A 26,624-nucleotide genomic window follows, 5' to 3' on the forward strand; every position below is an offset into this window, starting at 1 on the left:
TCCACTATCCAGTTCTCAAGCCACCACGCACCGCCACGCCATCGCGCCGGCACACGGCCGGCCCCCAGGCACGACGGGCATCGAATCGCGCCAGGCAAAAAGCCTGGGGTGGCGATCCGGGAGCCCAAAAGCGCATCCATACCACCCCGGCACCCACCGCACGACCGGCAGGGCAAAGCCAACGACGTCTTCCACACCAGCAACCCCGCCGCCATCGCACCATGCGACGCGCGGGGCGCACACCGTCGGACGAACATCCGACTGAATTCTCCGTAGAAAGGAGGTGATCCAGCCGCACCTTCCGGTACGGCTACCTTGTTACGACTTAGTCCCAATCACGAGCCTCACCTTAGACGGCTCCATCCCACAAGGGGTTAGGCCACCGGCTTCGGGTGCTGCCCACTTTCATGACTTGACGGGCGGTGTGTACAAGGCCCGGGAACGCATTCACCGCGACGTTGCTGATTCGCGATTACTAGCGACTCCGCCTTCACGCAGTCGAGTTGCAGACTGCGATCCGAACTGAGACCGGTTTTCAGGGATCCGCTCCGCGTCGCCGCGTCGCATCCCGTTGTACCGGCCATTGTAGCATGCGTGAAGCCCTGGACGTAAGGGGCATGATGATCTGACGTCATCCCCACCTTCCTCCGAGTTAACCCCGGCGGTCCCCCGTGAGTTCCCGGCATAATCCGCTGGCAACACGGGGCGAGGGTTGCGCTCGTTGCGGGACTTAACCCAACATCTCACGACACGAGCTGACGACGACCATGCACCACCTGTGAACCCGCCCCGAAGGGAAGCCGTATCTCTACGACCGTCGGGAACATGTCAAGCCCAGGTAAGGTTCTTCGCGTTGCATCGAATTAATCCGCATGCTCCGCCGCTTGTGCGGGCCCCCGTCAATTTCTTTGAGTTTTAGCCTTGCGGCCGTACTCCCCAGGCGGGATGCTTAACGCGTTAGCTCCGACACGGAACCCGTGGAACGGGCCCCACATCCAGCATCCACCGTTTACGGCGTGGACTACCAGGGTATCTAATCCTGTTCGCTCCCCACGCTTTCGCTCCTCAGCGTCAGTAACGGCCCAGAGACCTGCCTTCGCCATTGGTGTTCTTCCCGATATCTACACATTCCACCGTTACACCGGGAATTCCAGTCTCCCCTACCGCACTCAAGCCCGCCCGTACCCGGCGCGGATCCACCGTTAAGCGATGGACTTTCACACCGGACGCGACGAACCGCCTACGAGCCCTTTACGCCCAATAATTCCGGATAACGCTTGCACCCTACGTATTACCGCGGCTGCTGGCACGTAGTTAGCCGGTGCTTATTCAACGGGTAAACTCACTCTCGCTTGCTCCCCGATAAAAGAGGTTTACAACCCGAAGGCCTCCATCCCTCACGCGGCGTCGCTGCATCAGGCTTGCGCCCATTGTGCAATATTCCCCACTGCTGCCTCCCGTAGGAGTCTGGGCCGTATCTCAGTCCCAATGTGGCCGGTCGCCCTCTCAGGCCGGCTACCCGTCGAAGCCACGGTGGGCCGTTACCCCGCCGTCAAGCTGATAGGACGCGACCCCATCCCATACCGCGAAAGCTTTCCCAGAAGACCATGCGATCAACTGGAACATCCGGCATTACCACCCGTTTCCAGGAGCTATTCCGGTGTATGGGGCAGGTCGGTCACGCATTACTCACCCGTTCGCCACTCTCACCACCAAGCAAGCTTGATGGATCCCGTTCGACTTGCATGTGTTAAGCACGCCGCCAGCGTTCATCCTGAGCCAGAATCGAACCCTCCACAAAAAAACTTCATGAAAAGCATCCGAATAGATGACTCTCAAAACAAAAAATTGACGAGCACGTCCTTAAGGAAGGACGCCCTCAAAAAACCTCACCCCTCATCAAACCCTCCCGGGTACCCAACCACCACGACAGGCAATCAGGCGAGGAATGAACTGGCAATCATTGACTATAAAGAAGTAGTACAAACACGCTCTTGAGTTCTCAAACCACCACCACTCACCCACCTCGCAGCTCCCCGGAGGAGAACCACTCGCTGAGCGGCAGCAAGGAAATAACTTACACGCATTCACGGACTCGCGCAAACCGGGCACGAAAAAACACGCCAGAATCGTTGCAACGACAGCGTTCCATCGGCGTGTCGAAATCAGCTTGAATCACGCCGTTACCATCAGGATACGCCGGCTTTTTATGGGGCTCACGTAACGAAATCAGATGTTCACCGGCGTGTCGCAACAATTTATTCCACGTTCAACTCCCCTCAGTCCGATCACGCGGACGGCTCACCCGCAAAAAGCTCTCGTCCTTATGGCTCGACTATCGTCTCGCCTTCGTCTAAAAAAACAGTCCACCGGACTGTTTTTTTAGACGCCTCAGCATCAAAGAGGGGAGCCAAAGGGGGATTAGAAGGTCAGGCGCATCTGATGCCAGACCACGTCACCGTGAGTGGACTCCGAAATGCCCTCGTCCTCATACCCAAATTGCGCATAGAATCCGACCAGCCGATCTTTGCAGGTGAGCACCAGGCCTTTACGTCCAGCTGCACGAGTGTCTTCAATGACTTTCCTCATGAGTGTACTGGCGCAACCGCGATGCTGATACTTCGGCGCAGTATCCACGCCGAAAATCATTTGCCAGTCACCTTGAGGGTTGTGCTGCGCGGCATCCTCGTACATGTCATCGGTCAAGTCACGCCGATCGGTCGCGAAACCGTTGATGAACGCCATGACGATCTCGCCATCAATCAATAGCCAGAAACATTCCGGATAGGTCTCGATTCGGGCGCGCAGGGACGAGCGGTCGGCGGCCTCGGCGGCCGGGAAGCATTCGGATTCCATGGCGGCCAGCGCGTCCAGATCGTCGATGGTGGCGTGGCGGATTAACTGGGGATCAGAATCAGTCATGTTTTTGTCCTTCTCTTAACACTCCGTTGTGAGCAACTCTCCTCAATCACGCTTCGCGTGCTGGCTCCCCTCACCTTGAGGGGAGCCAGATGGATGTCAGATTACGCGGTATTCGCGTAACAGGGTGGCAATATCGGTGCCGTCGAGTTTCTTGAGCACCTTCTTGACCACGGCCTTTTCAATGAAGTTGAGCTTCATATCGGTGACCGGTGCACCGTCACGCAATTTGACGGTGGCGTTGAGCAGGTTGCGCACGTCATAGACGCTACCCCACACTTCAGGCACGCCGCGGTCCACGCCGAGCAACGTGTAGACAGCTTCCATACCGGTGCGCATCGAGTATTCGGTGGTGAAAATCGTGTCGCGCGGGGTCTCGGCGAACTGGCCAAGGAATGCGAAGTTCACGGCACCATCGGGCACCACGTCCGGGCGGTCGCCGGCCGCGCGCGGCATGAAGAACGCGGTGATGTACGGCATCATGACCGGCACGGTGTTGGCGTGGTGCTTTGCGAGCGCCTCGATCTTGTCGGTCGGCACGCCCATGTGGTAAAGCCACTCCTCGCAAATCTCTTCACCGGTGCATTCGGTCATCGGCTTCTTCACATAGTTGCCGGGCTTGTCCGGGAACAGGCCGTAGACCCATACGCACAGCTGGTCCTTGGGCTGGTCGCGGAACTGCTGCTGGCGGTTCAGGGTCCAACTCATGAGCCAGTTGGAGTCCTGCACGGTGACGATGCCGCCGGTGACGACCTTGCCGGAGAACGGGTCGCGCTTGCAGATCTTCTGGATGTACGGCGGAATCTCGCCGTCCAGGGTGGTGACGGTGGCGCTCATCCACTTGGTGGCATTCGGATCGGAGCAGAACTTCTCCGGATGGCCAAAGCTCGGGTCCTGGTCGGCGATACGCTTCCACATATCCCAGCCGCCACCGGGCTTCAGGTCTGGGTTCCATGCGGCGGGCGAGTTCTGGGAACCCATGGTGGAGTTCTCCACGCAACCGCCGTTGGTGATGAACACCAGATCGTTCTCGGTCAGGTCGATGGAGGATTTATCACCCTCGTGATCCACGTCGATGCGCACGGCAAGCTTCTTGGTGGGCGTGCTGGCAGGGTTGCGCTTGAAGAAGCCGGAGGTGGCCTGAATCTTCTGGATGGTGTCTTGGCCTACGCCGGTGTGCTCGCGCTTGGGGCCGGCTCCCCCGCCAATCGCGAATTCCACGTTCTCGACCTTGGTGTTGTAGCGGAATTCGACGCCGTGCGATTCCAGATACTTGACCATCGGCAGAATCATCGACTCGTACTGGTTGTAGCGGGTGAAACGCAGCGCGGAAAAGTCCGGCAGGCCTCCGATGTGATGAATGTAGCGCTTGATGTACAGCTTCATTTCCAGCGCGGAGTGCCAGTTTTCGAAGGCGAACATGGTGCGCCAGTACAGCCAGAAGTTGGAGTTCAGCACCTCATCATCGAAGAAATCGGTGATCGGCTTGTCATACAGGTCTTCGTCCGGGGTGAAGAACAGCTTCATGATTTCCATCGAAGCCTTGTCGGACAGCCCGAACTTGCCCTTGAGCCCCGCGTCCTTGCCGAGATTCTTGGTGGCGCGGCACAGCGAGTAGTTCGGGTCCTCCTTGTTGAGCCAGTAGTACTCGTCGAGTACGCTGACGCCTTCGGTTTCGATGGAGGGAATCGAGCGGAACAGATCCCACATGACCTCGAAATGATTGTCCATTTCGCGGCCGCCACGCATCACATAGCCAAGGCCGGGAATATCAAGACCGTCACAGGCGCCGCCGGGTACCGGGTCCTTCTCAAGGATGTGGATGTTCTCGCCAGGCATCTGACCATCACGCACCAGATAACAGGCTGCAGACAATGCCGCCAGTCCGGTACCGATGATGTATGCATGCTTGTTGTCCACGTCGGCCGGCTTCTTCGGACGTGCGAAAGCCTCATAATTGCCGCTGCTGTAGTACATATTCCGCCTCCTTGGGGCAGAGTTGACACTTCATCAACTCTTCTTGAATAGACATCATGTCGCATTATTGACGAACGCGCCATAGGCAACGTTCGGCGTTCTGCCGCATTCGCCAATACCTTGCATCTACGGTTTTCGAGGCCTATGTTGGCTGTTGGCTCATAACTATTGAAGGCATACAGGCATACTGAGGATGCGGGGTGCTTCACCGAACCGGATGATTGATAAGGTCCCGCTCAATCCATGCCATGACCAAATCGGCAAGTCGGTTTACCTCCGCTTCGGCGAGTTCACGGCCTTTGGGCAGATGATGCCATTTTTCGATGCATCCGCGGCAGCATGTGGCGGTAGCATGCTGAGCGGTGAATACCGGATGGCCGCGCCATGGCGTCTGCCTGCCGTCGTTCTTCGGTTCGGCTGCGCCTATGCGGTCTCGCAACATTTCTCGCGCATGACGATCGATGGTCGCCTTGCCTTTGGTGCGGGCATAGGCTCGGTCTTTGTCGGTCAAAGCGAATTTGGCGCGGAACTGCGAATGAGACAGCCGTTCCAGCATCGTGGCAATCCATTGTTGCTCGTCATCGTTGTTACCAGTATCCGCCATCTCCATGCCCATACGTTCCACAGTAGTCGCGCACATCGTATGGTGGCACACGCCTTAGCTCCCTCTGATGAAGGAGCCCCCAGCAAAGCCAGGTGAGGGAGAGGCCAGGGGCGAAACCCGCCAATCAGGCGGCAGGCAAGCAGCTGGGGCCAAACAGAATCTTGATCTCAGCAAACAACGAAGTATCTCGCTTGACGCGGAAACGATCGCCAAACGTGAGCACCTGAGCGTTACCCTTCTCATCCAGCACCGCAAGATGTACTTCGCAGTAACCAGGATGATTAGCGAGCACCTGACCGAGTTGCATCATGCGTTGGCGCTCCAACGCCACCGGCGGCAGCGTGATGACCAACGGACGTTCATCCTCGGCTTCCAAGGTCGGAATCTGCATTTCCGTGGCTCTCAGAGAAACGGTTTCGTCGCGCAACTCCACTTGGCCACGAATCTGTACGATGGCGTCCACGGCAAGTTCGGCGGCGGCCGCTTCATAGACCTTGCCGAAGAACATGCATTGGATGGAGCTTTCCATGTCTTCGATGGTCACGATGGCCCAGGGGTTGCCCTTCTTGGATACGCGCCGGTCCACATTGGTGACCAAACCAGCCAACGTGACCTGCTGTCCTTCACCCATCGTTTTGGCTCGATCAACCAGATGCGCGATGGACATTTCACGCAAGGACGCGAGAATCGACTGCATACCGGAGAGCGGATGGTCAGACACATACAGGCCCAACATTTCGCGTTCGAAGTTAAGTTTGGTCTTCTTGTCCCATTCCTCAAGATCGGGTACGGTCACGGAAGCGTCGCCCATGGCCTCCGCTCCCCCATCCTCGGCATCGGAGAACAAATCGAACTGGCCCTCCGCCTGTTTGCGCTTCAGACTCACCACCGAATCGATGGCGGCCTCGTGCACGGTGAGCAGCGCGCGACGGTTCGGGTCAATCGAGTCGAAGGCACCGGCCTTGATCAACGATTCGACCAATCGCCGGTTCAGCGCGGTCAGGGGCACGCGGCGGATGAAGTCCATGAAGTTCACGAACTTGCCGCGCGGGCCTTCGCGTTCGGCGATGATATCGGCCACGGCCTTGTCACCCACGTTACGGATGGCACCAAGACCGAATCGGACGACGTCGCCGACTGCCGAGTACTCGTACACCGATTCGTTGACGTCCGGCGAGAGCACCTGGATGCCCATGCGGCGGGCCTCGCCCAAGTACAGTGCGGTCTTGTCTTTGTTGGTGGCGGCACCTTGCAACAGGGCGGCCATGAACTCGACCGGGTAGTGCGTCTTCAGATATGCGGTCCAGTAGGAGATCAGACCGTATGCGGCGGAGTGCGCTTTGTTGAAAGCGTAGCCGGAGAACGGCACCAGAATATCCCACACGGCCTGGGATGCCTCTTCGGAATATCCGTGCTCCTTCATACCGGCGAAGAACGGCACCTTCTCCTTGGCCAGCACTTCGGGCTTCTTCTTACCCATGGCTCGACGCAGCACGTCTGCCTTGCCCAGTGAATAACCGGCGAGGATTCGGGCGGCGGACTGCACCTGCTCCTGGTAGATGATCAGACCATAGGTCTCGTCAAGCACCTGCTTCAGAGGCTCCTCAAGCTCAGGGTGAATTGGCGTGATCTTCTGCAGGCCGTTTTTGCGCTTGGCATAGTTGGTGTGCGAATCCATACTCATCGGGCCCGGTCGGTACAGGGCGATAAGTGCGGAAATATCGTTGAAGTTATCGGGCTTCAGGGTTTTCAGCAGTGAACGCATGCCGTCGGAATCGAGCTGGAACACGCCGAGCGTGTCTCCTCGGGACATGAGTTTGTAGGTTTCGGCGTCATCGAGCGGAATCTTGGTGTAGTCGATGGCGGGTTTGCCGTTGGCCTCGATGTTCTTCAGGGTGTCGTGGATGATCGTCAAGTTGGACAGGCCAAGGAAGTCCATCTTGACCAGCCCCAACGTTTCGCACGTGTGGTATTCGAAGGTGGTGGTGATGGTGCCATCGGTGCGTTCCAGCAACGGCGAGGTGTCGGTGATGGGTGCGCTACCCATGATGGTGGCGCAGGCATGTACACCGGTCTGTCGGATCAGGCCTTCGATACCCTTGGCTTCCTCGGTGATGCGCTTGGTGTCCGGGTCGGAATCGTAGAGTTCTCGGAATTCCCTGGCCTCGGCATAACGTTTGGCGGCAGGGTCGAAGATGTCATGCAGGCTGATGTCTTTGCCGCCGGTGGCCGCCGGAGGCAGCGCCTTGGTGATTTTTTCACCGACTGAGAATTCATAACCCATGATGCGGGCGGAGTCTTTCAGGGCCTGCTTGGTTTTGATGGTGCCATAGATCACGCACTGGGCGACCTTATCGGTGCCGTATTTTTCGCCGCAGTATTCGATGACTCGCGCACGACCTTCAGGGTCGAAGTCGACATCGATATCAGGAAGGCTCACTCGCTCAGGGTTCAGGAACCTCTCGAAAATCAGGCCATGCTTGAGCGGATCGAGCTCGGTAATGCCCATGGAATAGGCGACCATGGCGCCTGCGGCCGAACCACGGCCCGGCCCCACCATAATGCCGTGGTCCTTGGCCCACTGAATGTAGTCGGCGACCACGAGGAAGTATCCGCAGAACTGCATCTGGCAGATCACACCACATTCGTAGTCGGCCTGCTTCAATACGTCGAGCGGCGGGTTGCCGTCGTAACGCTTCTCCAGACCTTCCTCGACTTTTTTGAGGAACAGGGAGGTCTCATCCCAGCCTTCGGGGCAAGGGAATTTCGGCATGAACGCGCCGTCTTCGTGGTCGTCGAACATCACGTTGCAGCGTTCGGCGATAACGAGCGTATTGTCGCAGGCGTCCGGGTGGTCCTTGAACAGTTCGCGCATCTCTTCGGCGGTTTTGATGTAGTAGCCGGTGCCGTCGAACTTGAATCGGTCCGGATCGTCAAGACGGGAACCGGAGTTGATGCAGAGCATGGCGTCCTGCGCCTGTGCATCTTCGGCGTGTACGTAGTGGGAATCGTTGGTGGCCAGCAGTGGTGCGTTGAGTTTCTTGGCGATGGTCAGCAGGTCACCGGTCACCTGAGTTTCGATGGGCAGACCGTGATCCATGAGTTCGATGAAGAAGTTGTCTTTGCCGAAGATGTCCTGGAATTCGCCGGCGGCGCGCAGGGCCTCCTCGAATTGACCGAGGCGCAGACGAGTCTGGATGATGCCCGAAGGGCATCCGGAGGAGGCGATCACACCTTTGGAATAGGTGGCGAGCACCTCCTTATCCATACGCGGGTAGCGCATGACGCGACCTTCGAGGTTGGCCACGGACGAGGCTTTGATGAGGTTGACCAGGCCTTCGTCGTTTTCGGCCCACATGGTCAAGTGGGTGATAAGACCACCACCGGAGACGTCGTCGCGGCGCTGGGCTTCGGTGCCCCAGTGCACACGGGACTTGTCTTGACGCGCGGTTTCCGGGGTCACGTAAGCTTCGATGCCGATGATGGGCTTGACGCCATTGGCCACGCAGTTGGTGTACATCTCGTAGGCGCCATGCATGTTGCCATGGTCGGTGATACCGACCGCAGGCATGCCAAGTTCGGCCGCACGCTTGGCCAAATCAGGAATCTTCGACGCACCATCGAGCAGCGAATAGTGCGTATGGTTATGCAGTTGCACAAAGTTGTTCCCGTAATCAGCCATGCGCTCCACCATACCGTGTGGTCTGGGCGGGAAATATTTATCGATACGTACTATAAGGCGCTATTGCTGTTTTTGTGGGTGGTGGTTCGTCGTTGAGCCGTTGAGGGAGTAAGTGGAGAGCGCTTTCCGGGTAGGATGTTTTCGACCAAGATAAACAAACAACCGCAAAGCGCCTGATGAACAGCATATTCAACCAGCTCCTCAACGTCAAAGGCGTGGTGGTCGAGACCGTGCGGATCGTCGATTCGCCCCTGCGCCCCGAGCCCGTGCTCGAGGTTCGTGTGCGCCCGCGCAGGGGCATGCTCCGATGCTCACCGCTGTGGCAGACGTCGTCATGGTTACGACCAAGGTGGCGGCGTGCGTCGTTGGCGTCATCGGGATTTCGGCTGCTGGCGGGTCGAACTGGTCGCCATGATGCCGCGCGTGGACTGTCCCGGGTGCGGGGTCGTGGTCGCGTCCGTGCCGTGGGCGGAACCGGGCAGCCGGTTCACGCGCGACTTCGAGTCCGAGTGCGCGTGGCTGATGAGCGACCAAGCCAAGACGGAATTGAACCATTGGGTGTTCTGGGCGTCCCACAACCGTATCCCCGAGATAGTCGAACTCGCGAGGAGGATCAGGAGACGGCGCCCGGACATCCTCAGGACCATCCAACTCGGCTACTCCAACGCCAGGCTCGAGGCGTCCGACAACCGCATCAAGGTCACCATCCGCATGGCCTACGGCTTCCACCACGTCACCAACCTCATAGCACTCGTCATGCTCCGTTGCGGCGGACTCGACGTCCGACTCCCACAACCCGCAATCTAACCCACGAAAACAGCAGAAGCCTCAAAAGTAATGAGTAAATATGATAGTCTGGTCAAGTATATATGTATCCTTGACGGAGATAGTTTTGGCTCTTGGGTTATTGACCGTGAAAACGATGGAACGCTCGAACATCCAATTCAGATGCCATATGTAAGCTACTCTGATATGGTGCATCATTTTATCGATGATATATATGATTTTATCGACCATAACAAGGACATGGAGCTGAACCGTTACGGTGACATTCTGAATCAGAATGGCCTTAAATGGGGAAGCAAGTCTATGAGCACCGCAGATGTATCGAATCTGGATGCACAGTGCATCATGGCATTGATCACCGGAGCTGTCCGGGCAGAACGATTCTGTGATGGTGCTTTGCTTGGATTTTTCAAAGATGGCAGTATCCGGAAATGGCTGGAGCGACTGAAAGAACTTGATAATGGCAGCGGAACCGAGGTGAGATAAAGGCATGGCTGAAATTAAGAGCGTAAATGAACTGTTGAGCATGAATCTGAATATTCCGGACTATCAAAGGCCGTACAAGTGGGATATTCAAAACATCGACGATTTATTCCTAGACATCACCAATGCAATTAGTGATGCGGACAGATACAGAACTGAGTTCAAATACCGTATCGGAACGATCATCCTGCACAGAACAAAGAATGACACCTACGATGTGGTGGATGGGCAGCAGAGAATCATTTCTCTGGTGCTTCTAAAGCAATGCCTTGAACCGGGATTTGAGTGTTCGATTCTCCAGATAGATTTCACCAACAAGGTGAGCCAGTTCAACATTCACAGGAACTATGCGTTTATCAGAGAGTGGTTCTCCCTAAAGAGCGAAGATGTAAAACGGGACTTTATCCATGCCTTTGAGCATATTTTAGAGGTCGTCGTTGTTTGCGTAGACAAAGTAACCGAAGCGTTCCAGCTTTTCGATTCACAAAATACAAGAGGTAAGGCATTAGACCCGCATGACCTTCTGAAAGCGTACCACCTCCGTGAAATGAAAAAGTATCCCTATGAAATGGAACACGCTGTTACAAAATGGGAAGCAAAGGATACTGAGAAGATCAAAGAGCTGTTTGATCTATATTTGTTTCCAATCTTGAATTGGAGCCGAGGCATTAAAAGCAAACCGTTCATAGCCAAGGAAATCGACACCTATAAAGGTATCGCAGAAAGCTCAACCTATTCTTACGCACGACGGGCAAGCCGAGCTATGCCGTATTTCCAGATTACCGAGCCATTTATTTCCGGCAACGACTTCTTTGAAATGGTCGAGCATTATATGTATCTGCTCCAGGATATTAAGTCGGAGATCTGCAACAATCCCCGTTTCAAGGAGATTAAGCTGGTTATCTGCGGCGGCAAGGATGTAGAAACACCGGAAGAAATGGACAAAGTAAAGTTCGGCTCTGCCGGTTTCGGATACACGAAGAATCTGTTTTATTGTGCGCTGCTTTGCTATTACGACAAGTTCCATAACTTCGATGAAATGGCAGTCAAGAAGCTATTTTCCTGGGCGTTTATGCTCCGTGTAGATATGAAGACCCTGGGGTTTGACAGCGTAAACAAGTACGCTATCGGTGACGAAAATTCCAGATATACAAACACAATCGGTATTTTCTCCAAGATCAGCTTTGCCCGGATGCACCACGAAATATCCGGATTGCAGATAAAGGTACGGAGAGGACCGGACAGCCCATCCAATAGATGGATAGACTTGTTGTATGACACGATCAAAGAAATCAATGGATATGGAGGTGCGGAATGAGCAAATTAGTAACTGAACTTCATATTATTGGTGAAAACGGCAATATGTTCGACACAGATATGGAGTACATAATCCCTCTATACCAGAGAGCCTATGCGTGGGAGGACAAGCAACTCACCCAGCTGATTGAGGATATTAACGATGTTGCGGAGGACTCCAATTACTACATTGGCTCCTTGATCGTTTCCAAGCAGTTCGGACGATATGAAGTAGTGGATGGCCAGCAGCGGCTTACCTCGCTGTATTTGCTGCTGAACTGCCTTGGAATCAAAACAAAGCCCACACTCACATTTGCGTGTAGAGAAAAATCGAACTATACCCTAAGAAACATTGAAGAACTACTGCTCGAAAACCGCAGCAAGATCGATATGGATCGGATTGAACCGGGAATCCAAAGGGGCATCAGGATACTATCTCACGAATTGACAAAGGATCATTTCGACAGGGAAAGCTTTATGGAAAAGCTGGCTAAAATTATCGTCTATCGGATTGAGGTTCCGGAGAATACCGATCTGAACCGCTATTATGAGATAATGAACACCAGAGGTGAGCAATTAGAGCAACACGACATTCTAAAGGCCACGCTTATGAGCTATTTGAGTGATGATTCTGAGAAGGGCTTGTTTGCGAAGATATGGGATGCTTGTAGCGATATGACCGGCTATGTGCAGATGCACTTCATCAGCAAGAACAATGCGGTAAGAGAGGCTATTTTCGGCTCCGAATGGAACAGTATGCCGCCTAACAGCTGGCAGAAATACAAAAAGGCTATAAGTGGAACGACACAGGAAACCACCGGACATAAAATCTGTGACCTGATCGAAAAGAACTTCAAGGTTGAAGATGATGAAGGCTATGTGGATGGTGATGTGCGTGTTCGCTTTGAAAGTGTTATTGAGTTTCCATACTTCCTGCTGCATACGCTGAAGGTCTATGTGAGTCTTTACGGTGTCACCCATGAAATAGCAACTTCAAAAATCGTGGATGAACTCTTGGATGATAAGAAGCTCCTTGATGCGTTCAACAGAGTTGTATCCTGCGGCATAACGGATACCGGCAGGATCGCAGACAGCAAAGAAGATTTTGCCAGAGGGTTTATTATTTGCCTGCTCAGAACCAGATACCTGTTCGATAAGTACATCATAAAGAGAGAGTACGCAAATGACAGCGCTGATGGCGAATGGAGCTTGAAGAGCCTGTATGTTTCCGGACAGCAATCGAAGAAGAAAGCATATTACGGGAACTCCGAGTTCACCCGTTCCGGCGAATGGACATGTACAAATGATTGGCGAACCAAGACCAATATTATGATGCAGTCCGCCTTGCGTGTTTCCTACACTTCCCCAAAGGTAATGCACTGGATTACCAAACTCTTGATATGGCTTTCGGAAGCTGATTGCAAGAATATCAAAAATGATGCCATTACAAAGTTTGATAAAGTTGCCGAAAACATCGCTATTGATGCAGTAAGGGAAAACTTCTTTCAGGTTTGTTCGAACGGCGTGTATGCGATGGGTGTCAATACTCCGCATATTGTCTTTAACTACCTGGATTACTTGCTGTGGAATGACGACCGGAACGGAAAGAAGAAGAAATACAGCGACTTTGTTTTTGAATTTAGAAATTCCGTAGAGCATTGGTATCCGCAGAATCCATCTGAGGGAACATTCGAGCAATGGAAGGATGGTGTTGACCAGTTTGGAAATCTCTGTATCATTCAGAGAAATGTGAACTCCAAATTTTCTAATATGTCTCCGGAAGCAAAGAAAAGTACATTTAAGGATATGATAGTCAAGGGGAGTATTAAACTTCGCATTATGAGTGAACTGACAGAAAAAAACGGCGACAAACCAGCCAGCCTTTACTGGAAGGAAAGGGCGTACAAGGCGCATGAAGAAGAAATGCTTGGCCATTTGAAAAAAGCTTGCAACATTGAGTAAGCAAAGAAGCCATAGCGACAACTCCAGGCGAGAGAGTGACAGCTATGGCTTTTCTTTACACTTCAGCGTTGAAATGCCAAACCTTGGCGGGTATTTCTCTGTTGTTGCCGCTGATCTTAATGTGGTCGGTATAGATGTTCAATTTCCAATGGTTGTACTCATTGGCGTTGTATCTTTTACATTCCTGAGTTAGATATGATTTCAGAACCTCCCACTTTACCATGAGGATGTTCCTACTCTTCAAGCGGAGCACAACAAGGGCTTTATCGGTTTCGCTCAGAACATGGGCTTGTTCTTCTGTAATATCAACCCAATAAAAACCTTGCGGATGCATCTTCGACTGAGGGGTGAAGAATGTGATGGTTTCGCCATTCTGTTTTCTCCCTCTAAACAAGATTTTGAGGCTTCTGCTGTTTTCCTGAGTTCTAAATAGAAGCGCAACACCTAAACCTCAACTCCCTATTGAACACATACACGGATCCGCCGCTACCTGCCCAAGAGGACCAGTCTCGACGGCCTGACGGACGCCGACCTGCAGGCCATCGTCCAGGAGATCAACGACACCCCCCATGAAGGTCCCGGACTGGGAAACACCCAACGAGGCTTGGTACCGCGAGCTCGGCAAGCTAATGTCGAGGACAAGCCACCCAAAGACGAGCATTGCACTTACAAATTGAATCCGGGCCAGCCACTCGCCAACAACGTATCGGTCCATTATATGTCAGCAACATTCTGAACTATCATGAACCATCAAGTACAACTAACTACTGAGAAAATCCAATCTTGCGAGAGGAAATTATGCGGCGGTGATGCTATTTCTGATCATCGTGCGCCATTGAACGCGGCTAATAGGAGAAACAGTCTGGAATTGTAAAGACCTCAGGATCGTAAGGGCCTCTCTGTCCAGGGTCAACAAACTACAAATTCTGCGATCCTGTATCATACAATCAAAGTTAATTCGTTCTAAACCATAATGATCGAACAATCTCTGTAACAAACCGCCCCACCGGCTAAGCATCTCTATCAGGTTGCTCGGCGACGCCATATTCCACACAGTCATATATCTTTTATCCGAATACAGAGGTATGCACTGTGAAGCTCTGACTATTTCCGCCTTCTTTATGCCCGTTTCTTTGGAGGCATCCGCTATATGCCAAACATATGCGTATGGCGGATCATGCAGGATACATCGGATTAGCTCCAACATATCATAAAGGCGTTTCTTGGACCCTTTATCGCATTCCAGAGCCGCGCTAGCGAACCCAGATCTTTCACCACCTTCACAATGTATAATCCGAAGCTCATGTCTTTCGGTATCCACTTTGGGCCAGCTCCGATTGGCTTTCATCAAAAGGTTTAGACCGTCAATAATCTCATTGATACAGAACTCAGACACATCCTTCGTCAAATCACTGAGCACTCGTATATGAATATCGCAATCCGTCTTCTCCGTGAATATATGATTCACCCAACGCGCGCCAGTTATCTTATACTCAGAGAAACGAAGCATACAATCATCTATATTTCTTCGTGCACTACTCAACTGAGCGAGCATCTTTAATTCATCTAATCCAATGCGGCAATGAGTGCTTCCACAACTAAATTGTATTGTCGATATCCCATATTTAGGAAATACATAACACAAGCGGTCAGACCAAGATTGAAAGCGAGCGAAAGTGCCAGGAGGCAATGACCTAGCACCAACGTCACCTCCAACTTCAAGAGGACAGCAGCCAACCCCTCTCCCATTCTCATCCTGCAGATCAAGACCATTACTCTCATTTAGATAGCTTTGAAACGCATAGCACAAAGACATCAAAATGGCGATGGCCGCACGGTCATAAGCAGATTGAAAATCAGCAGTCGCCTTTCCGTTCACATCGGCCTGCAACACGCAGCAATCAGCAACATATTCATTCGCGCTGTCAGAAGGACGAAGATTAAACTGACATAGGGCCACACCAAAATGCTCCATATATGTCAGGTGCTCAAAATACTTCTCTATTGCAACACCGATTTCGCCATAAAGCGTTCGCGCAAGCTCAATGGGAATTCTTTTACCTTCATCCCGGATTACGTTCATGGTCACGGACACGGCTAATCAACTCCTTCATTAGGCAATCAGCAGCTGCAGAATCAAACACTGTCCGAGCATCGACCGAATCCGATTACTGTGACCTCTCCGCCCGAATCAATTTGGCCATCGAACATCATGCCCCAAACAATCATGGCATCAGGTTGAACGCAGGCACGTATCTCATCCACAGCACGCGTTACTTTCTGGAGTTTTTCATGAGCCGAACAAGCGAAAGAGATGCAGACGGCGTTCATCATCTTCAACGAATCATTTGAGAATGATGCCATTGCGCGCTTCGCGGCCTCAACTATTCCATCCGTACCTTCTGCTTGGCCAGCGCCGGACCAAGCCAGATCGTTGCCGCCCATCGCCGCTTTGATATCGGACCAATCAACATGTATGTACGAAGAATTCATATCAGATATATCATCCAATACCCGAAAACCAGCGTTTAACTTTTTCGCCATCTGCAACTCTTGCTTGTCCATTTTGACTCCTTATCGAGAGCTATCAATACTCCTCACAATATGCACGACAAGCAATCAACAGTAGATATCTACCGGAATATTGAAGATGAACAAGCTACTAACGTTTAGCTGAAAACGAGTCAGTTACCGAGGCCCCGGCATTGATCACGAAATGTGAATAATCCTGTGTCCAATGAGCCCTACAAGCCATCGCCGTACTACAGCATATCCAGAATAGCGATGTTCTAGGGCCTCGGCGTAGAGAGCTTGTTGTTGAGCGTATTCGGTGCGGAGACGCTGAGACCAGTCTTTGACTGTTTCACCCGGGCGCATTTTGTCGGTTTTGTAGTCGAAGAGGGTGATGGTCTTGGCGGTTGGATCAAGGAAATAGCCGTCTATGATACCTCGGACCACGATTGTGTCGTCACATTGCTCAGCAACGTTGCCGCTGTCATTCTTCGTGTTGGGCACGCCACCAGCCATGCCGCTACCGTTCACCTTGGCATTAAGCCGGTTACGTTCAATCAACATCGAGAATGGCTCTTCCCGGAACAGAGTATCCCGATGAGCTCGTATTTGCGCCGATAGCGGGCAATTTTCTCCAGTGACAAACCAGAGCAAGCCTTCCAGCTCGCGAGTCAGCACAATATGAGCCACTTGCGGCGTGATGACATGATTCGCTTCCAGACGGTCAACAATGTTTCTCAGCTCGGCTTCGCACTGCTCACGGAACGGCTCAGTACCCCAATCAAAGAGTTCCAGTACATTGTGGACCGCAGTACCCACCTCCGAAGCAGATGGCTCAACGTCGGATACCTTCTTCATAAAGTCAGGAATAAAGAACCCACTATGCGCTTCCCGCCTTTGCTTCCAATCATCTAGATTGTCTTCCAGCATGGCAATTGGCGCAGCCGCGTCATCAGACGGCAATACAGCCAGCGAATCAGTGTCATCAGATATAGATTCCGCATCATCAATCATCCAGCTGCGAGCCTTGGAGGAACTCACTACCACTGGCATGCGCGGAGGCTCATCAGGCAATCGCAAACCAGTCACATCAATACGTTTATTGATATAGCCATACCCGTCCGTTCGCTCATTCATAGTGGTCGTCGGCTCAGGCGCAGCACTGCAGAATCGAATCGTAATGGCCCTGCCCGTCGCCGCCATAGCCGGCGCTGTTTCCTGTAGTCCCGCAGCAAGATTCCACGCACGGACCTCATTAGGGCGAAGAATCGCAGACGAATCATCATCCGCATCTCCAGACGCCAGCAATGATCCTAGAATCCAATAGAGATAATTGGGGCTACCACTATTCTTGACCACCGTTCGTGGATCTATGGTGCGTCCATCGCCGCTTAGCGCGATGCCTTGAGCCATCGTACGCAAATTCAGATTGCCATCATCGTTCTTTCCTGGACGGTACGATCCCGCGATAATCAACTTGCGTTCGGCACGAGTCATCGCCACATAGAGCAAACGAAGTTCCTCTGCCGCCTCCAACTCCTTGGCCCGCGAATCAATCACTGCGCGCTGGAAAGTATCCACTCGAACATGGTTACGTTGGTCAACCAACGATAAGGCACCTTCGCCATATTCGGCAACAGCCCCATCCTCATTCCTTGTCTGATGAGCAATCGTGCGAACGACAGCGGTTCTCGATCCGGTCAGCAGATTATTGCTGGCACCCATGAGTATCACGACGGGCCATTGCAATCCCTTGGATTTATGAATCGTCATGATATGCACGGCGTTTTTGGTAGGCACTGTTGAAGCTTCTTCACCGGAGCCACTCGCGGACCACATTGTTACGGCATCAAGGAATGGTTGCAATCCACGCTCCTGAGCTACAGCAAATGCATCAGCCTTTTCTACAAGCAAGCGCAGGTTCGCCTGCCGTCGCTCACCTTCAGGCATATTGCCTGCGAAATCGAACAAGCCAGAAACGGCATAGAGATGCCACAACGAATCAGACAGAGAGTGAACTCGCGCATAATCGCATGCGGCATCATAGATTCGCAGGAATGCCGATATCTTTGCAAGCAACACATCAGAAGAAAGAACAGCCGATTCATCAGCTTCTCCCCCACTCTCAGCAATCCGCCGCATAACGTCAAATAGCCAGCCTCTGTTATGCAGACGAATCCGCGCCAAATCATCATCCGTGAACCCCATAGTCCGTAGCACCGCAACCAACGGCACATCCTGATGACGATTGGCGATAATACGCAACCAATCCAAGGCGATCTGTATCTCCGGCTGACGATACAGGTCTCCAACGCCCTGTACTTCGACTGGAATGCCGACACGATATAGTCGGTCAGCCAGGTCGGCAAAATGAGTAGCGCCACGAGCCAGCACCGCGATATCCCCATATGAATACTGCGCGCGAGGCCCCTCGCAGAGCTCCTGGACACGGCGCACTATCATGTCCACCTGTAATTCGTCCTTGCCGGCGCGAACTGTCGGTGCAGTGTCAGTGCCGTTTTCATCAGCCACAACATCAGCACTCAAGTCAGGTGCCGCGTTACTCACCAACAATTCAATGGCTTCTGCATCGAATGGTTTACCGGCTTGCTTTGCCGAGCCGATTTGCAACTGTTCCTTCAGGTAATCGGTCGCACCCATATTCGGCGTCATCAGTCGGGCAAATACCGTATTCACAAAAGTGATGATTTCCGGCACCGATCGATAGTTCACCCACAATTCCCGGCGATGGCTCGCATCCGTAACACTATTGCAGATATCGCCGAACTCCTCCGGCGAGGCATCACGGAACCCATAAATGCTTTGCTTCACATCACCGACCATGGTAAGTTTGGCTGCATTTCGGCTGATTTCGCGAATGAATCGATTCTGCAGGGCGTTATTATCCTGGCATTCATCCACATAAATATATCGCCACTGAGCACCGATACGCTTGGCCACGTCAGGCTGCTGCATGGCATCCAATGCCCAGAAAGCCACATCACTGAACTCCGCTACGGACTCCTGCTGTTTCACAAGCGCATACTGCTGGTCGAACGTGGTGATGAGCGCAATCAATCCTTCGAGTCTTCGCGCAGCGACCTCATCAAGCGAGTCCACTTGTTCAGCGGTAAAGGCCAGTTTCGATTGCAAATCAGAAACGATCCCTTTAATGCCCCGCACCGTTTCCGCCAAGCGACGGCCCAGTTCACTGTCTTTGGGTACGGCGATTGCCGTACTCTTAAGAATGGCAGTTTTGCCGACAGTAATGCGCTTGGGCAGTACGTCCAATGGATTGGCATCGATAACACGAGCACGAACTGCATTCCATGATTCGCTACGCAAGTACTGAGGCAAATCGCATATCATCCGCAATGATTTGACTACCGTATCTTGCTGCGCGGTGTGCGCATCGTGGCAGCTGGCGAGCGCCTCATCAAGACACGATCGCAATTCGGCAAGAGGATGTTCTGCCATATCAATCCAGCCTCGAAAATAACGGTCCAAATATTCATTGCCGTATTCACCACCAACGACCTGATTCAGCGACGCAATGTTGAACCGGTATGGTTCGGCGAGCCGGCTAAGCCAACCGATGCGGTTGGGCTTGGTGAGTGCCTTGTCATACAGGCTCATCATGGTGGCGCGCAAGTCACCATCATGCCGGGGCCCTTGCATGTTGTCCAACACATCCATGAACCGCGCGTGCATTGAGTTGCGCTCGTCATACCACGATTCGAATAACGCGTCGAGTGTTTGGCCTCTCAGCCGGTTCTTCATGGCATCATCAGCAAGAATCTGGAATCCTGGAGCCACCGGCAATGTATCGGCATTGCGATCCACGATTCTTTTGGAGAGCGCATCAATAGTGCTGATTTGCACGGTTGGCAGATCGTTCAAGGCAACGGAGAATACGGTTTGCGCATGGTGGCAATCGTGCAGAATCGTACGCGCCAGTTCGCTGTCGTCTCCACCTAATTGATAGTCCGTATCCAAGAGCACGAGTGAACCCGGCTGGCATCCATGATTGCGCCGCGCATACAGAATGGCGTACTGCAGGTTCTGTTCCAAGCGCCGGCGAATTTCTGCGGCTGCGGCAACGGTGAAAGTAATAATTAACGATTCGCGGATGGATGAATGCGCTTCGTCTGCATTACGGTTCAGCAAGTCCAGCAGAATATCCTGCAAGAGTTGAGTGGTTTTGCCGGTGCCTGCGGATGCGCTGATGACGTAAGGCATGGTGTTTGTCGGAAAATCGTCCGAGAGATTATCCGCATCTTCCGACCTAGGTAATGCATCAACATGTTCTACCATGCCTTGCCTCCTTCAGATGTATTATTCATATGAAGAGCCGCTTCTTTGAGCTCCAGCAATGTCACTGCTGTCTCCACCTCGAATATGTTGCTATTCAACACATCCCACGCCATGATGTCGGCCACATCGCTGTAGGCAAGACCATCACGGCCGTCAACCAAAGAACGATAAGGGCGCACCGGCAGTTTGCCGTCCAATATGTTCTGGCAGGCACCCACTATTTTCCCGTGCACATAATCCGCTATGCCACGAAATTCTTCCGCACTCAGTTGTTCGATACCGATGCCGGTTTCGTCGGATTCTCCTATAAGCACGCCACTGTTCGGCATATCAAAGCCTCGCCATACGTTTCTGATGCGCATGTTCTGAGCACTTGAATCGTCACTTGGCTCATCGAACAGACTCGTTGATCCATCGTCTGCGCTCGGCAACATGTTGTATTGGTTATTCAGCGCGATGCGTTCTCGAATGGTTGCGCTGGGTTTAATCGGGAGAAAGAACATGCCTGCTACTGGCATTCCGGAGTTGTGCTGGGCGGCAGAAGCATACGTAAACAGCTGAAGTTCATGGCCGTAGTACACATTTGAAGCGCGGCCGCCATCATTGCGAGACGGTTTGCCGAACAACGTACGGGCAGAAGACTTATAGTCCAGCACAACAATGCCGGCGCTCTCTCGCGAAATATTGGTATCGCGAATTACCGTATCAATGCGGTCGACCTTGCCATTGATACGCAATGCAACCGGGATTTCCTTGTCCCTCGCCCTACCGATTAATTGTTCCCCTGAATATGGCGACTGCCATGCACCGGTCGTTCCTCCAACGTTGCCAAATACTTGCTCTACACACGTAGGCGTAAGCATCGTCTGTGCGGACGATAATGCCTCACGTTGCGCAGCAGCATCGACGGCAAAATCCATCAGCGTATCGACCAGCTGACGATGAATCATACGCATACGATTACTGGACCGCAGCACCTCCATACGCGGGTCTTCGTTCAGCACCGTCCACTGATTGCAGCCTCGATCCAGTCTGGAATAGTCGGCGATAAGCTCTTGCATGTCTGTTGCAGTGGGCTGAGGTGGTAAGCCGTTCAAATCTCGTTCGTTCTTGTGTCGCTCGATCCAGGCATTGACCGCATGTTCCAGCACTGCATGATAGAACGTGCCTTCAAGCGCGGCATCAAAAGCGAACGCATTTGCCACGTTAACTTTCAATCCGTATTTCAGGAAATACTCATACGGATTGCGATAGTACGTTTCTATTGCCGAAACCGATGCATTGAACACACGAGTCGAGATCGAAGGATCTGCACCATGAGTGCGATAAACGCGATGCACATAATCCGGCCTAGTGAACAACCGATATGCCAGTTCGCGGTCAAGGGGACGATACTCTGTTTCAACGGTCGGCACAGCGCGTTTGCTCGCTCCGATGATTTCGCTCGTATCCGATGTACCCGTCTCCCATTGGCTGATATATGGCGAGCATGCTTGTGCAGCGTTACGCAGACTCTTTGGATAGGTCATAGACAACTGCTGCGTTGCGCTGGCAACAACACCGTTAAACCATAGCGGTTCTTGCCCGGACCTACGTTCCACCGTACCGGAAAGTACATTCCACGCTTCCAAAGTTTTGCCTTGGGAAGTCAGGAACTGTGACAAATCCAGCCGCTCGCCGTCATCGAGCAGACCGGTCTCATGCGGAATCGCAGGCAATTGAGATTCACTGCAACCCAGAACAATCACATATCTGTATGGATGTAAAGGCGATGACATCGGCAATACGTCCACGGCGCTGGCGGAGACCGGACGCGAATCGATTGACTGCGCGGCGAGCGTCGAAGCTAGATTTCTAGCAAAGATTCCTACATATTCAGCAAAATAATCGTTACCGAGCTGTTGAACCATGTCGTCAAACGCATTCATGATGACGGTCCAAACTGGCGCGGATCCTTCAATGGTTTGGGCGTATTCGGTAAGAAAACCAACCATCCCGCCTAGAGCCTCCCGCACGGTTGCGCTAGGCCGCGGCCGAAACACATCAGCGGCTTGCTGAATCAGCGAACGAATCTTCTGCAAATGTGCAGCGAACGGTATGTCTGTATCGATCCATACCGTTGCCGGATTGTTGGAGTTCAGCTGATTTTCAATGTCATCGATTGCCGTTGGAGTCAAGTTCAGATACCGGCTGAAGATACCGGAACGCAGTATGCGCAGGATGGACTGGGGTTGAAGTTCGTAGGTCGCGGAATCAAGCAGTCCCAGAATCGCATCAGCGAACGGATGGTCAAGCATCGTACTGGACGCGGCAATATTAATCGGTATCCCCTGATACGTGAATTCCGATGCAATTTGGGCTTGATATGAACCAAGGTCTCGTGAGGTGACCAGCACATCACCGTATGAAATTTCTGGATTGTCCGCGATGAACTTCTTGATGGACGCTGCCGCATAGCGCACTTCGGCAGTAGTATCCGGCATCGCACACACTGATGTAGAAGCGGATGAAGCGAAAATACTGGACAGCGTATTTCGGTTTCCATCATCGCGTCTCTGCAATGCTTCCAGATAATCCGGATCAGAACCGGCACCAACCATCACCGTCAGATGCACGTATTGCGCAAGTGTATGAACTATCCTCATCTCCGAAGCGTTGAGGTGTGCGAAACCGTACAGATAGAACCAGCGATTACTCCCATGCCGCTGTGCCCATGCACATATGGTTTCATGGGCGGCTCCGGGGAATGTATACCGTTTACCTAACCGTTGCTCCACCAGTTGCAGCAAAGAGCCAAGCACCGAAAGTCGAGCATTCGACTGATGAGCGGCCAGAGCAAGCACCTCTTCAGCACTGACCCCATCATTATGCAATTCAACAATTTGCTTGGTGAACTGGTCAATAGCCTCAAACGAGTCACCAACCTGATTACGCAACGATTCATTATCATTCAGACACTTCGCTACGTAATTTCTCAGCGACATCATGCTGATTGATGGGCGAATGTACCTTCCATAATCCTGGTTGCCGATAATCGAGCTCATCATGCTTGCCAGAGAATGGACACCCACATTCATCCCCGGTTCCAGACGTTCGCGGAATTCCGGTCGGACCATCGACTGCAGTACTTGCTTTTCCACATATGCGCGCAAGCTTGCCGGTGTCAGAATAACGAATCGCCCACGGCAACTATCCGGAAAATCTGCTTCCGTACATCCGGCACCATCAGAAAGGACATGATCAATCAGGGCATGAATGTCATCACACCCTCGCTCGGGCCGTATCACCATGACACTCATACCTTACCCTCCCCAGTGAGTTGTATCTGTTCTCAGCATATAACTGACGCAACAAATATCCGGGACTTCGCGCATGACACTTTGCACTCTTACGCAAGCCTAGTGATTTCGTAGTATCACATTGCCGTCTAAGCACACACATATTGTTCAATCGCACGTCCTATTGGCCATTTGAAAGACTCACACTGGAGCTGTTGCCGAGTGGTTTGATCCCAATCCGAACCATTAGGGACGACTTCATCTGTACTCTTTTGCGCACAAGGACTTGCATCCATTACATCCTGCAATAAATCACCCTGTCCATGGGATTGTGCTGCTCTGTATTGCCTTTCCGCCTCGATAAGGTCATTGCCACATTGGGCAAGAGCCTTCCTGCAGGGGTTGACGCAATCAAAAGCACCGGCTCTAATGAGGTAATTGACATTCCCTGCATTGCAATGTTCCAATGAAACACGACGTATAAAATCATTAAAACTGCGATAGGCACTGCCTTTATTACGGGTTGAAACGATTTCTTCTGCCAATTGTTCCGAAATGCCCCGTATCGCATTAAAACCGAGCTGAATTCCATATGCCGATTTCTCATCGTCACCGGTACTGGAATACGCTGTCGCATAATATTGAGATTGATTAATGTTTGGCATTCTTACATGAATACCTAAACAGTACATTTCTTCAAATATACTTTCCAGTTTCGCTCTAGCGCCATCCTCGTTATAACTATTCAACATTGCGGTCATGAATTCGATTGTGTATAACGTTTTCACATAGGCGACACGGTATGCGAACATTGCACGAGCAACAGCATCTGCGCGGTCGGCACCTCTGCTATGGCATATGTCAATTAGCTCCGCAAAAGAGGTAAGCTTCTGCTGCATCAGTTCGCTCTTCATTCCATCCAAGAATGGAATACCGGCCGTATAGCCCGCGGACAGTAAGTCATACACACGGCTCTCATCCAACGAACTGCAAGAATCGTCCCATACTTGCGGCACATTGCAATCCGGTATGAATCGAAGGGCATCCTGCACCACCTGCAAAACTCTCGAACCTGCAATACGGAGACGAGGAAGCCCAAGTTCATCACAGCCTTTTGCATCAAACGCGGTGCTTTCTGCCCCCGAAGGAAAACGAACAATGGACGTTACTTCGGCAAGGGGCTTGTTGCAAAGAGCCAACACATCACTGCGAACGGAACAGTCATATATACAGTCTTTCAACCCATCCGCAATAGACTTCTTGGCGTTATCCTGCAACCAAACCTCAGCCGAGGATGCATCCCAGAACCGTTGATATCCGCATACATGCGACACATCTTTCACTGCCTTGGCATCGTTAAAACGGCTGTATGCAATTACAGCAGCTGCATAACCATTCCCATATCGGTCACATAGATATTGCAATACCCGCCTGGACAGTCCCCGTTCCGTTTGCAAAACAGCTGTAGGAAAGACTGAATCTTGAAAATCAGTAAAGGGTAAATCGTATTCGATGGGATCAATCTCACTAATCCCCAGCGCATAGGCGACAAGGCTGCGAGCCAATATCCCCTTCCCGGGCCCGACCAAATGCCCCTCTTCTCGCAATCGATTCGTACAATATGCGACGGCCATCAAGTATTCTTCAGCATGGGTTTCACGAATCACAGCCATTTCGTGTTGAGCACGATTCCACACTGAATCCGGTATGCTTCCATACTTCGTTTGCAGCCATCCTTCAACTTCCCCTTGAAGAATTTCACTCGACGCTCGGCCATCAGCACCAACATGCTGCGGCATTAATGAGCCATCTTCCGCTACACAAAATCCGGTATCGCACCGCTCTGCTATGAGCAACGTATTGTCGCAGGCTTCAGGCACATCGGAGAACAGAGACCGCATAACCGCAGATGAACGCAAATAATACTCCTCGCTTTCAAACTTGAAACGATGAGGACCATCCATCACATCACCTGTTTCAATGCATATACGCACATCATGTTTTAGACTGTCATCACGCTTTGCATAATGCACATCACTAGTTGCGACTAACGGCGCATTAATTCGTTTCGCCAGTTCCACTAGATCATTCCTGATTTGGTGCTCAATGGACAAACCATGATCCATGATTTCTATAAAGAAATTATCTCGACCGAAAATATCCTGTAGTTCACCGGCCATTCGCAACGCTTCATCAAATTGTCCAAGCAACAATCTTGTCGGAATGGCTCCAGACATGCAGCCCGACCCACAAATAAGTCCTTTTGCAAATGATGACAAGACATTGTTATCCATGCGAGGATAACGCGAGACCAGACCTTCGAGATTCGCCACGGAAGATGCTTTCATGAGATTGACAAGACCTTCATCGGACTCTGCCCATAGCGTCAAGTGAGTAAACAGCCCACCACCGCTGACATCATAAGGATCATGAGGCACACAAGTAACACTTCTTCGAGTATTCCTCTCTTTCCACGAATTATCCCAAGATACGCATCTCGTATCCGTGCGGCCAGTTTCTGGCGTTACGTATGCTTCAACACCCAAAATCGGCTTAATGCCTCGCTGACGTCCTGCTTTCCAGAACTCCATCAAACCGCCGACACTGCCGTGATCAGTCAGACCAATTGCTGGCTGACCTAATCGTTGCGCTTCACTCATCAGCTCGCTCACAGTAGAGACACCATCTGCCAGCGAATAGTCACTATGTACATGCAAATTAACGAAATCCCGCATAAGAGCACCGCCTCCATAGTCATGGTTGCTTCGAATTCGAATCGGCTGCATGTTCAGTTTCCTGCCGCGCTACAATC

At 52.1% G+C, this 26,624-nt stretch carries 13 protein-coding genes, 1 rRNA gene and 1 pseudogene; 5 read left to right on the plus strand and 10 right to left on the minus strand.

Features of this window, described 5'->3' with window-relative positions:
• Positions 1-276: 276 nt before the first annotated feature.
• From BLLJ_RS06740 to dnaE, 5 genes are all read right to left on the minus strand, one after another.
• A 16S ribosomal RNA gene (locus BLLJ_RS06740) occupies positions 277-1,801 on the minus strand.
• 620 nt (positions 1,802-2,421) lie between these two features.
• On the minus strand, positions 2,422-2,922 hold the full coding sequence (locus tag BLLJ_RS06745; protein ID WP_007053332.1) for a GNAT family N-acetyltransferase: 501 nt from the start codon (positions 2,920-2,922) through the stop codon (positions 2,422-2,424).
• 96 nt (positions 2,923-3,018) lie between these two features.
• Entirely contained in the window at positions 3,019-4,896 is a 1,878-nt protein-coding gene (locus BLLJ_RS06750; RefSeq protein WP_007053331.1) for an oleate hydratase, read from the minus strand.
• Between the two features lie 205 nt (positions 4,897-5,101).
• Positions 5,102-5,512 (minus strand): DUF4186 domain-containing protein, encoded by a 411-nt coding sequence (locus BLLJ_RS06755; RefSeq protein WP_007053330.1) that lies wholly within the window; start codon positions 5,510-5,512, stop codon positions 5,102-5,104.
• Between the two features lie 112 nt (positions 5,513-5,624).
• Positions 5,625-9,182 (minus strand): DNA polymerase III subunit alpha, encoded by a 3,558-nt coding sequence (dnaE, locus tag BLLJ_RS06760; protein WP_013582833.1) that lies wholly within the window; start codon positions 9,180-9,182, stop codon positions 5,625-5,627.
• A 357-nt stretch (positions 9,183-9,539) separates the two neighbouring features.
• Between dnaE and BLLJ_RS11450 the strand changes: the two genes are divergently transcribed.
• The 5 genes and pseudogenes from BLLJ_RS11450 to BLLJ_RS11660 all read left to right on the plus strand — a co-directional run.
• Positions 9,540-9,989, plus strand: a complete 450-nt coding sequence (locus BLLJ_RS11450) for a transposase (RefSeq protein WP_007054859.1) — start codon at positions 9,540-9,542, stop codon at positions 9,987-9,989.
• Between the two features lie 30 nt (positions 9,990-10,019).
• Positions 10,020-10,454, plus strand: a complete 435-nt coding sequence (locus BLLJ_RS10495) for a DUF6508 domain-containing protein (protein WP_007057562.1) — start codon at positions 10,020-10,022, stop codon at positions 10,452-10,454.
• 4 nt (positions 10,455-10,458) lie between these two features.
• Positions 10,459-11,769 carry a DUF262 domain-containing protein gene (locus BLLJ_RS06775; RefSeq protein WP_013582834.1) on the plus strand — a complete coding sequence of 437 codons (1,311 nt, stop codon included), beginning with the start codon at positions 10,459-10,461 and terminating at the stop codon, positions 11,767-11,769.
• Entirely contained in the window at positions 11,766-13,709 is a 1,944-nt protein-coding gene (locus tag BLLJ_RS06780) for a DUF262 domain-containing protein (RefSeq protein WP_013582835.1), read from the plus strand. Before BLLJ_RS06775 ends, BLLJ_RS06780 begins: the two co-directional genes overlap by 4 nt.
• 475 nt (positions 13,710-14,184) lie before the next feature.
• Positions 14,185-14,386 (plus strand): annotated as a pseudogene (locus BLLJ_RS11660) (IS30 family transposase); the annotation flags it as partial.
• 119 nt (positions 14,387-14,505) lie between these two features.
• Here BLLJ_RS11660 and BLLJ_RS06795 read toward each other — a convergent pair.
• The 5 genes from BLLJ_RS06795 to BLLJ_RS06815 all read right to left on the minus strand — a co-directional run bounded on the left by BLLJ_RS06795 (position 14,506) and on the right by BLLJ_RS06815 (position 26,598).
• Positions 14,506-15,804, minus strand: coding sequence for a hypothetical protein (locus tag BLLJ_RS06795; RefSeq protein ID WP_007057560.1), 1,299 nt, complete (start codon positions 15,802-15,804; stop codon positions 14,506-14,508).
• 41 nt (positions 15,805-15,845) lie between these two features.
• Complete coding sequence (locus tag BLLJ_RS06800) at positions 15,846-16,274, minus strand: FtsZ/tubulin family protein (RefSeq protein WP_007054079.1); 429 nt, start codon at positions 16,272-16,274, stop codon at positions 15,846-15,848.
• A 144-nt stretch (positions 16,275-16,418) separates the two neighbouring features.
• Positions 16,419-20,534 carry a UvrD-helicase domain-containing protein gene (locus tag BLLJ_RS06805; protein ID WP_012577189.1) on the minus strand — a complete coding sequence of 1,372 codons (4,116 nt, stop codon included), beginning with the start codon at positions 20,532-20,534 and terminating at the stop codon, positions 16,419-16,421.
• Positions 20,528-23,833, minus strand: coding sequence for a PD-(D/E)XK nuclease family protein (locus BLLJ_RS06810; RefSeq protein ID WP_224743491.1), 3,306 nt, complete (start codon positions 23,831-23,833; stop codon positions 20,528-20,530). The genes BLLJ_RS06805 and BLLJ_RS06810 overlap by 7 nt, the downstream gene beginning before the upstream one ends.
• Before the next feature lie 128 nt (positions 23,834-23,961).
• The gene (locus BLLJ_RS06815; RefSeq protein WP_012577187.1) at positions 23,962-26,598 is read right to left on the minus strand and encodes a PHP domain-containing protein; all 2,637 of its coding nucleotides are present in this window, start codon (positions 26,596-26,598) and stop codon (positions 23,962-23,964) included.
• Positions 26,599-26,624 lie beyond the last annotated feature (26 nt).

The organism is Bifidobacterium longum subsp. longum JCM 1217, assembly GCF_000196555.1.
In the GTDB taxonomy this organism is placed as follows: Bacteria; Actinomycetota; Actinomycetes; order Actinomycetales; family Bifidobacteriaceae; genus Bifidobacterium; species Bifidobacterium longum.

Excerpts from the sequence above, each read along its gene's own strand:
- BLLJ_RS06805 (WP_012577189.1), bottom strand. The coding sequence starts at position 20,534 with ATGGTAGAACATGTTGATGCATTACCTAGGTCGGAAGATGCGGATAAT.
- BLLJ_RS10495 (WP_007057562.1), top strand. The coding sequence starts at position 10,020 with ATGAGTAAATATGATAGTCTGGTCAAGTATATATGTATCCTTGACGGA.
- BLLJ_RS06750 (WP_007053331.1), bottom strand. The coding sequence starts at position 4,896 with ATGTACTACAGCAGCGGCAATTATGAGGCTTTCGCACGTCCGAAGAAG.
- BLLJ_RS06780 (WP_013582835.1), top strand. The coding sequence starts at position 11,766 with ATGAGCAAATTAGTAACTGAACTTCATATTATTGGTGAAAACGGCAAT.
- dnaE (WP_013582833.1), bottom strand. The coding sequence starts at position 9,182 with ATGGCTGATTACGGGAACAACTTTGTGCAACTGCATAACCATACGCAC.
- BLLJ_RS06745 (WP_007053332.1), bottom strand. The coding sequence starts at position 2,922 with ATGACTGATTCTGATCCCCAGTTAATCCGCCACGCCACCATCGACGAT.
- BLLJ_RS06800 (WP_007054079.1), bottom strand. The coding sequence starts at position 16,274 with ATGGACAAGCAAGAGTTGCAGATGGCGAAAAAGTTAAACGCTGGTTTT.
- BLLJ_RS06775 (WP_013582834.1), top strand. The coding sequence starts at position 10,459 with ATGGCTGAAATTAAGAGCGTAAATGAACTGTTGAGCATGAATCTGAAT.
- BLLJ_RS06755 (WP_007053330.1), bottom strand. The coding sequence starts at position 5,512 with ATGGGCATGGAGATGGCGGATACTGGTAACAACGATGACGAGCAACAA.
- BLLJ_RS06815 (WP_012577187.1), bottom strand. The coding sequence starts at position 26,598 with ATGCAGCCGATTCGAATTCGAAGCAACCATGACTATGGAGGCGGTGCT.
- BLLJ_RS06810 (WP_224743491.1), bottom strand. The coding sequence starts at position 23,833 with ATGAGTGTCATGGTGATACGGCCCGAGCGAGGGTGTGATGACATTCAT.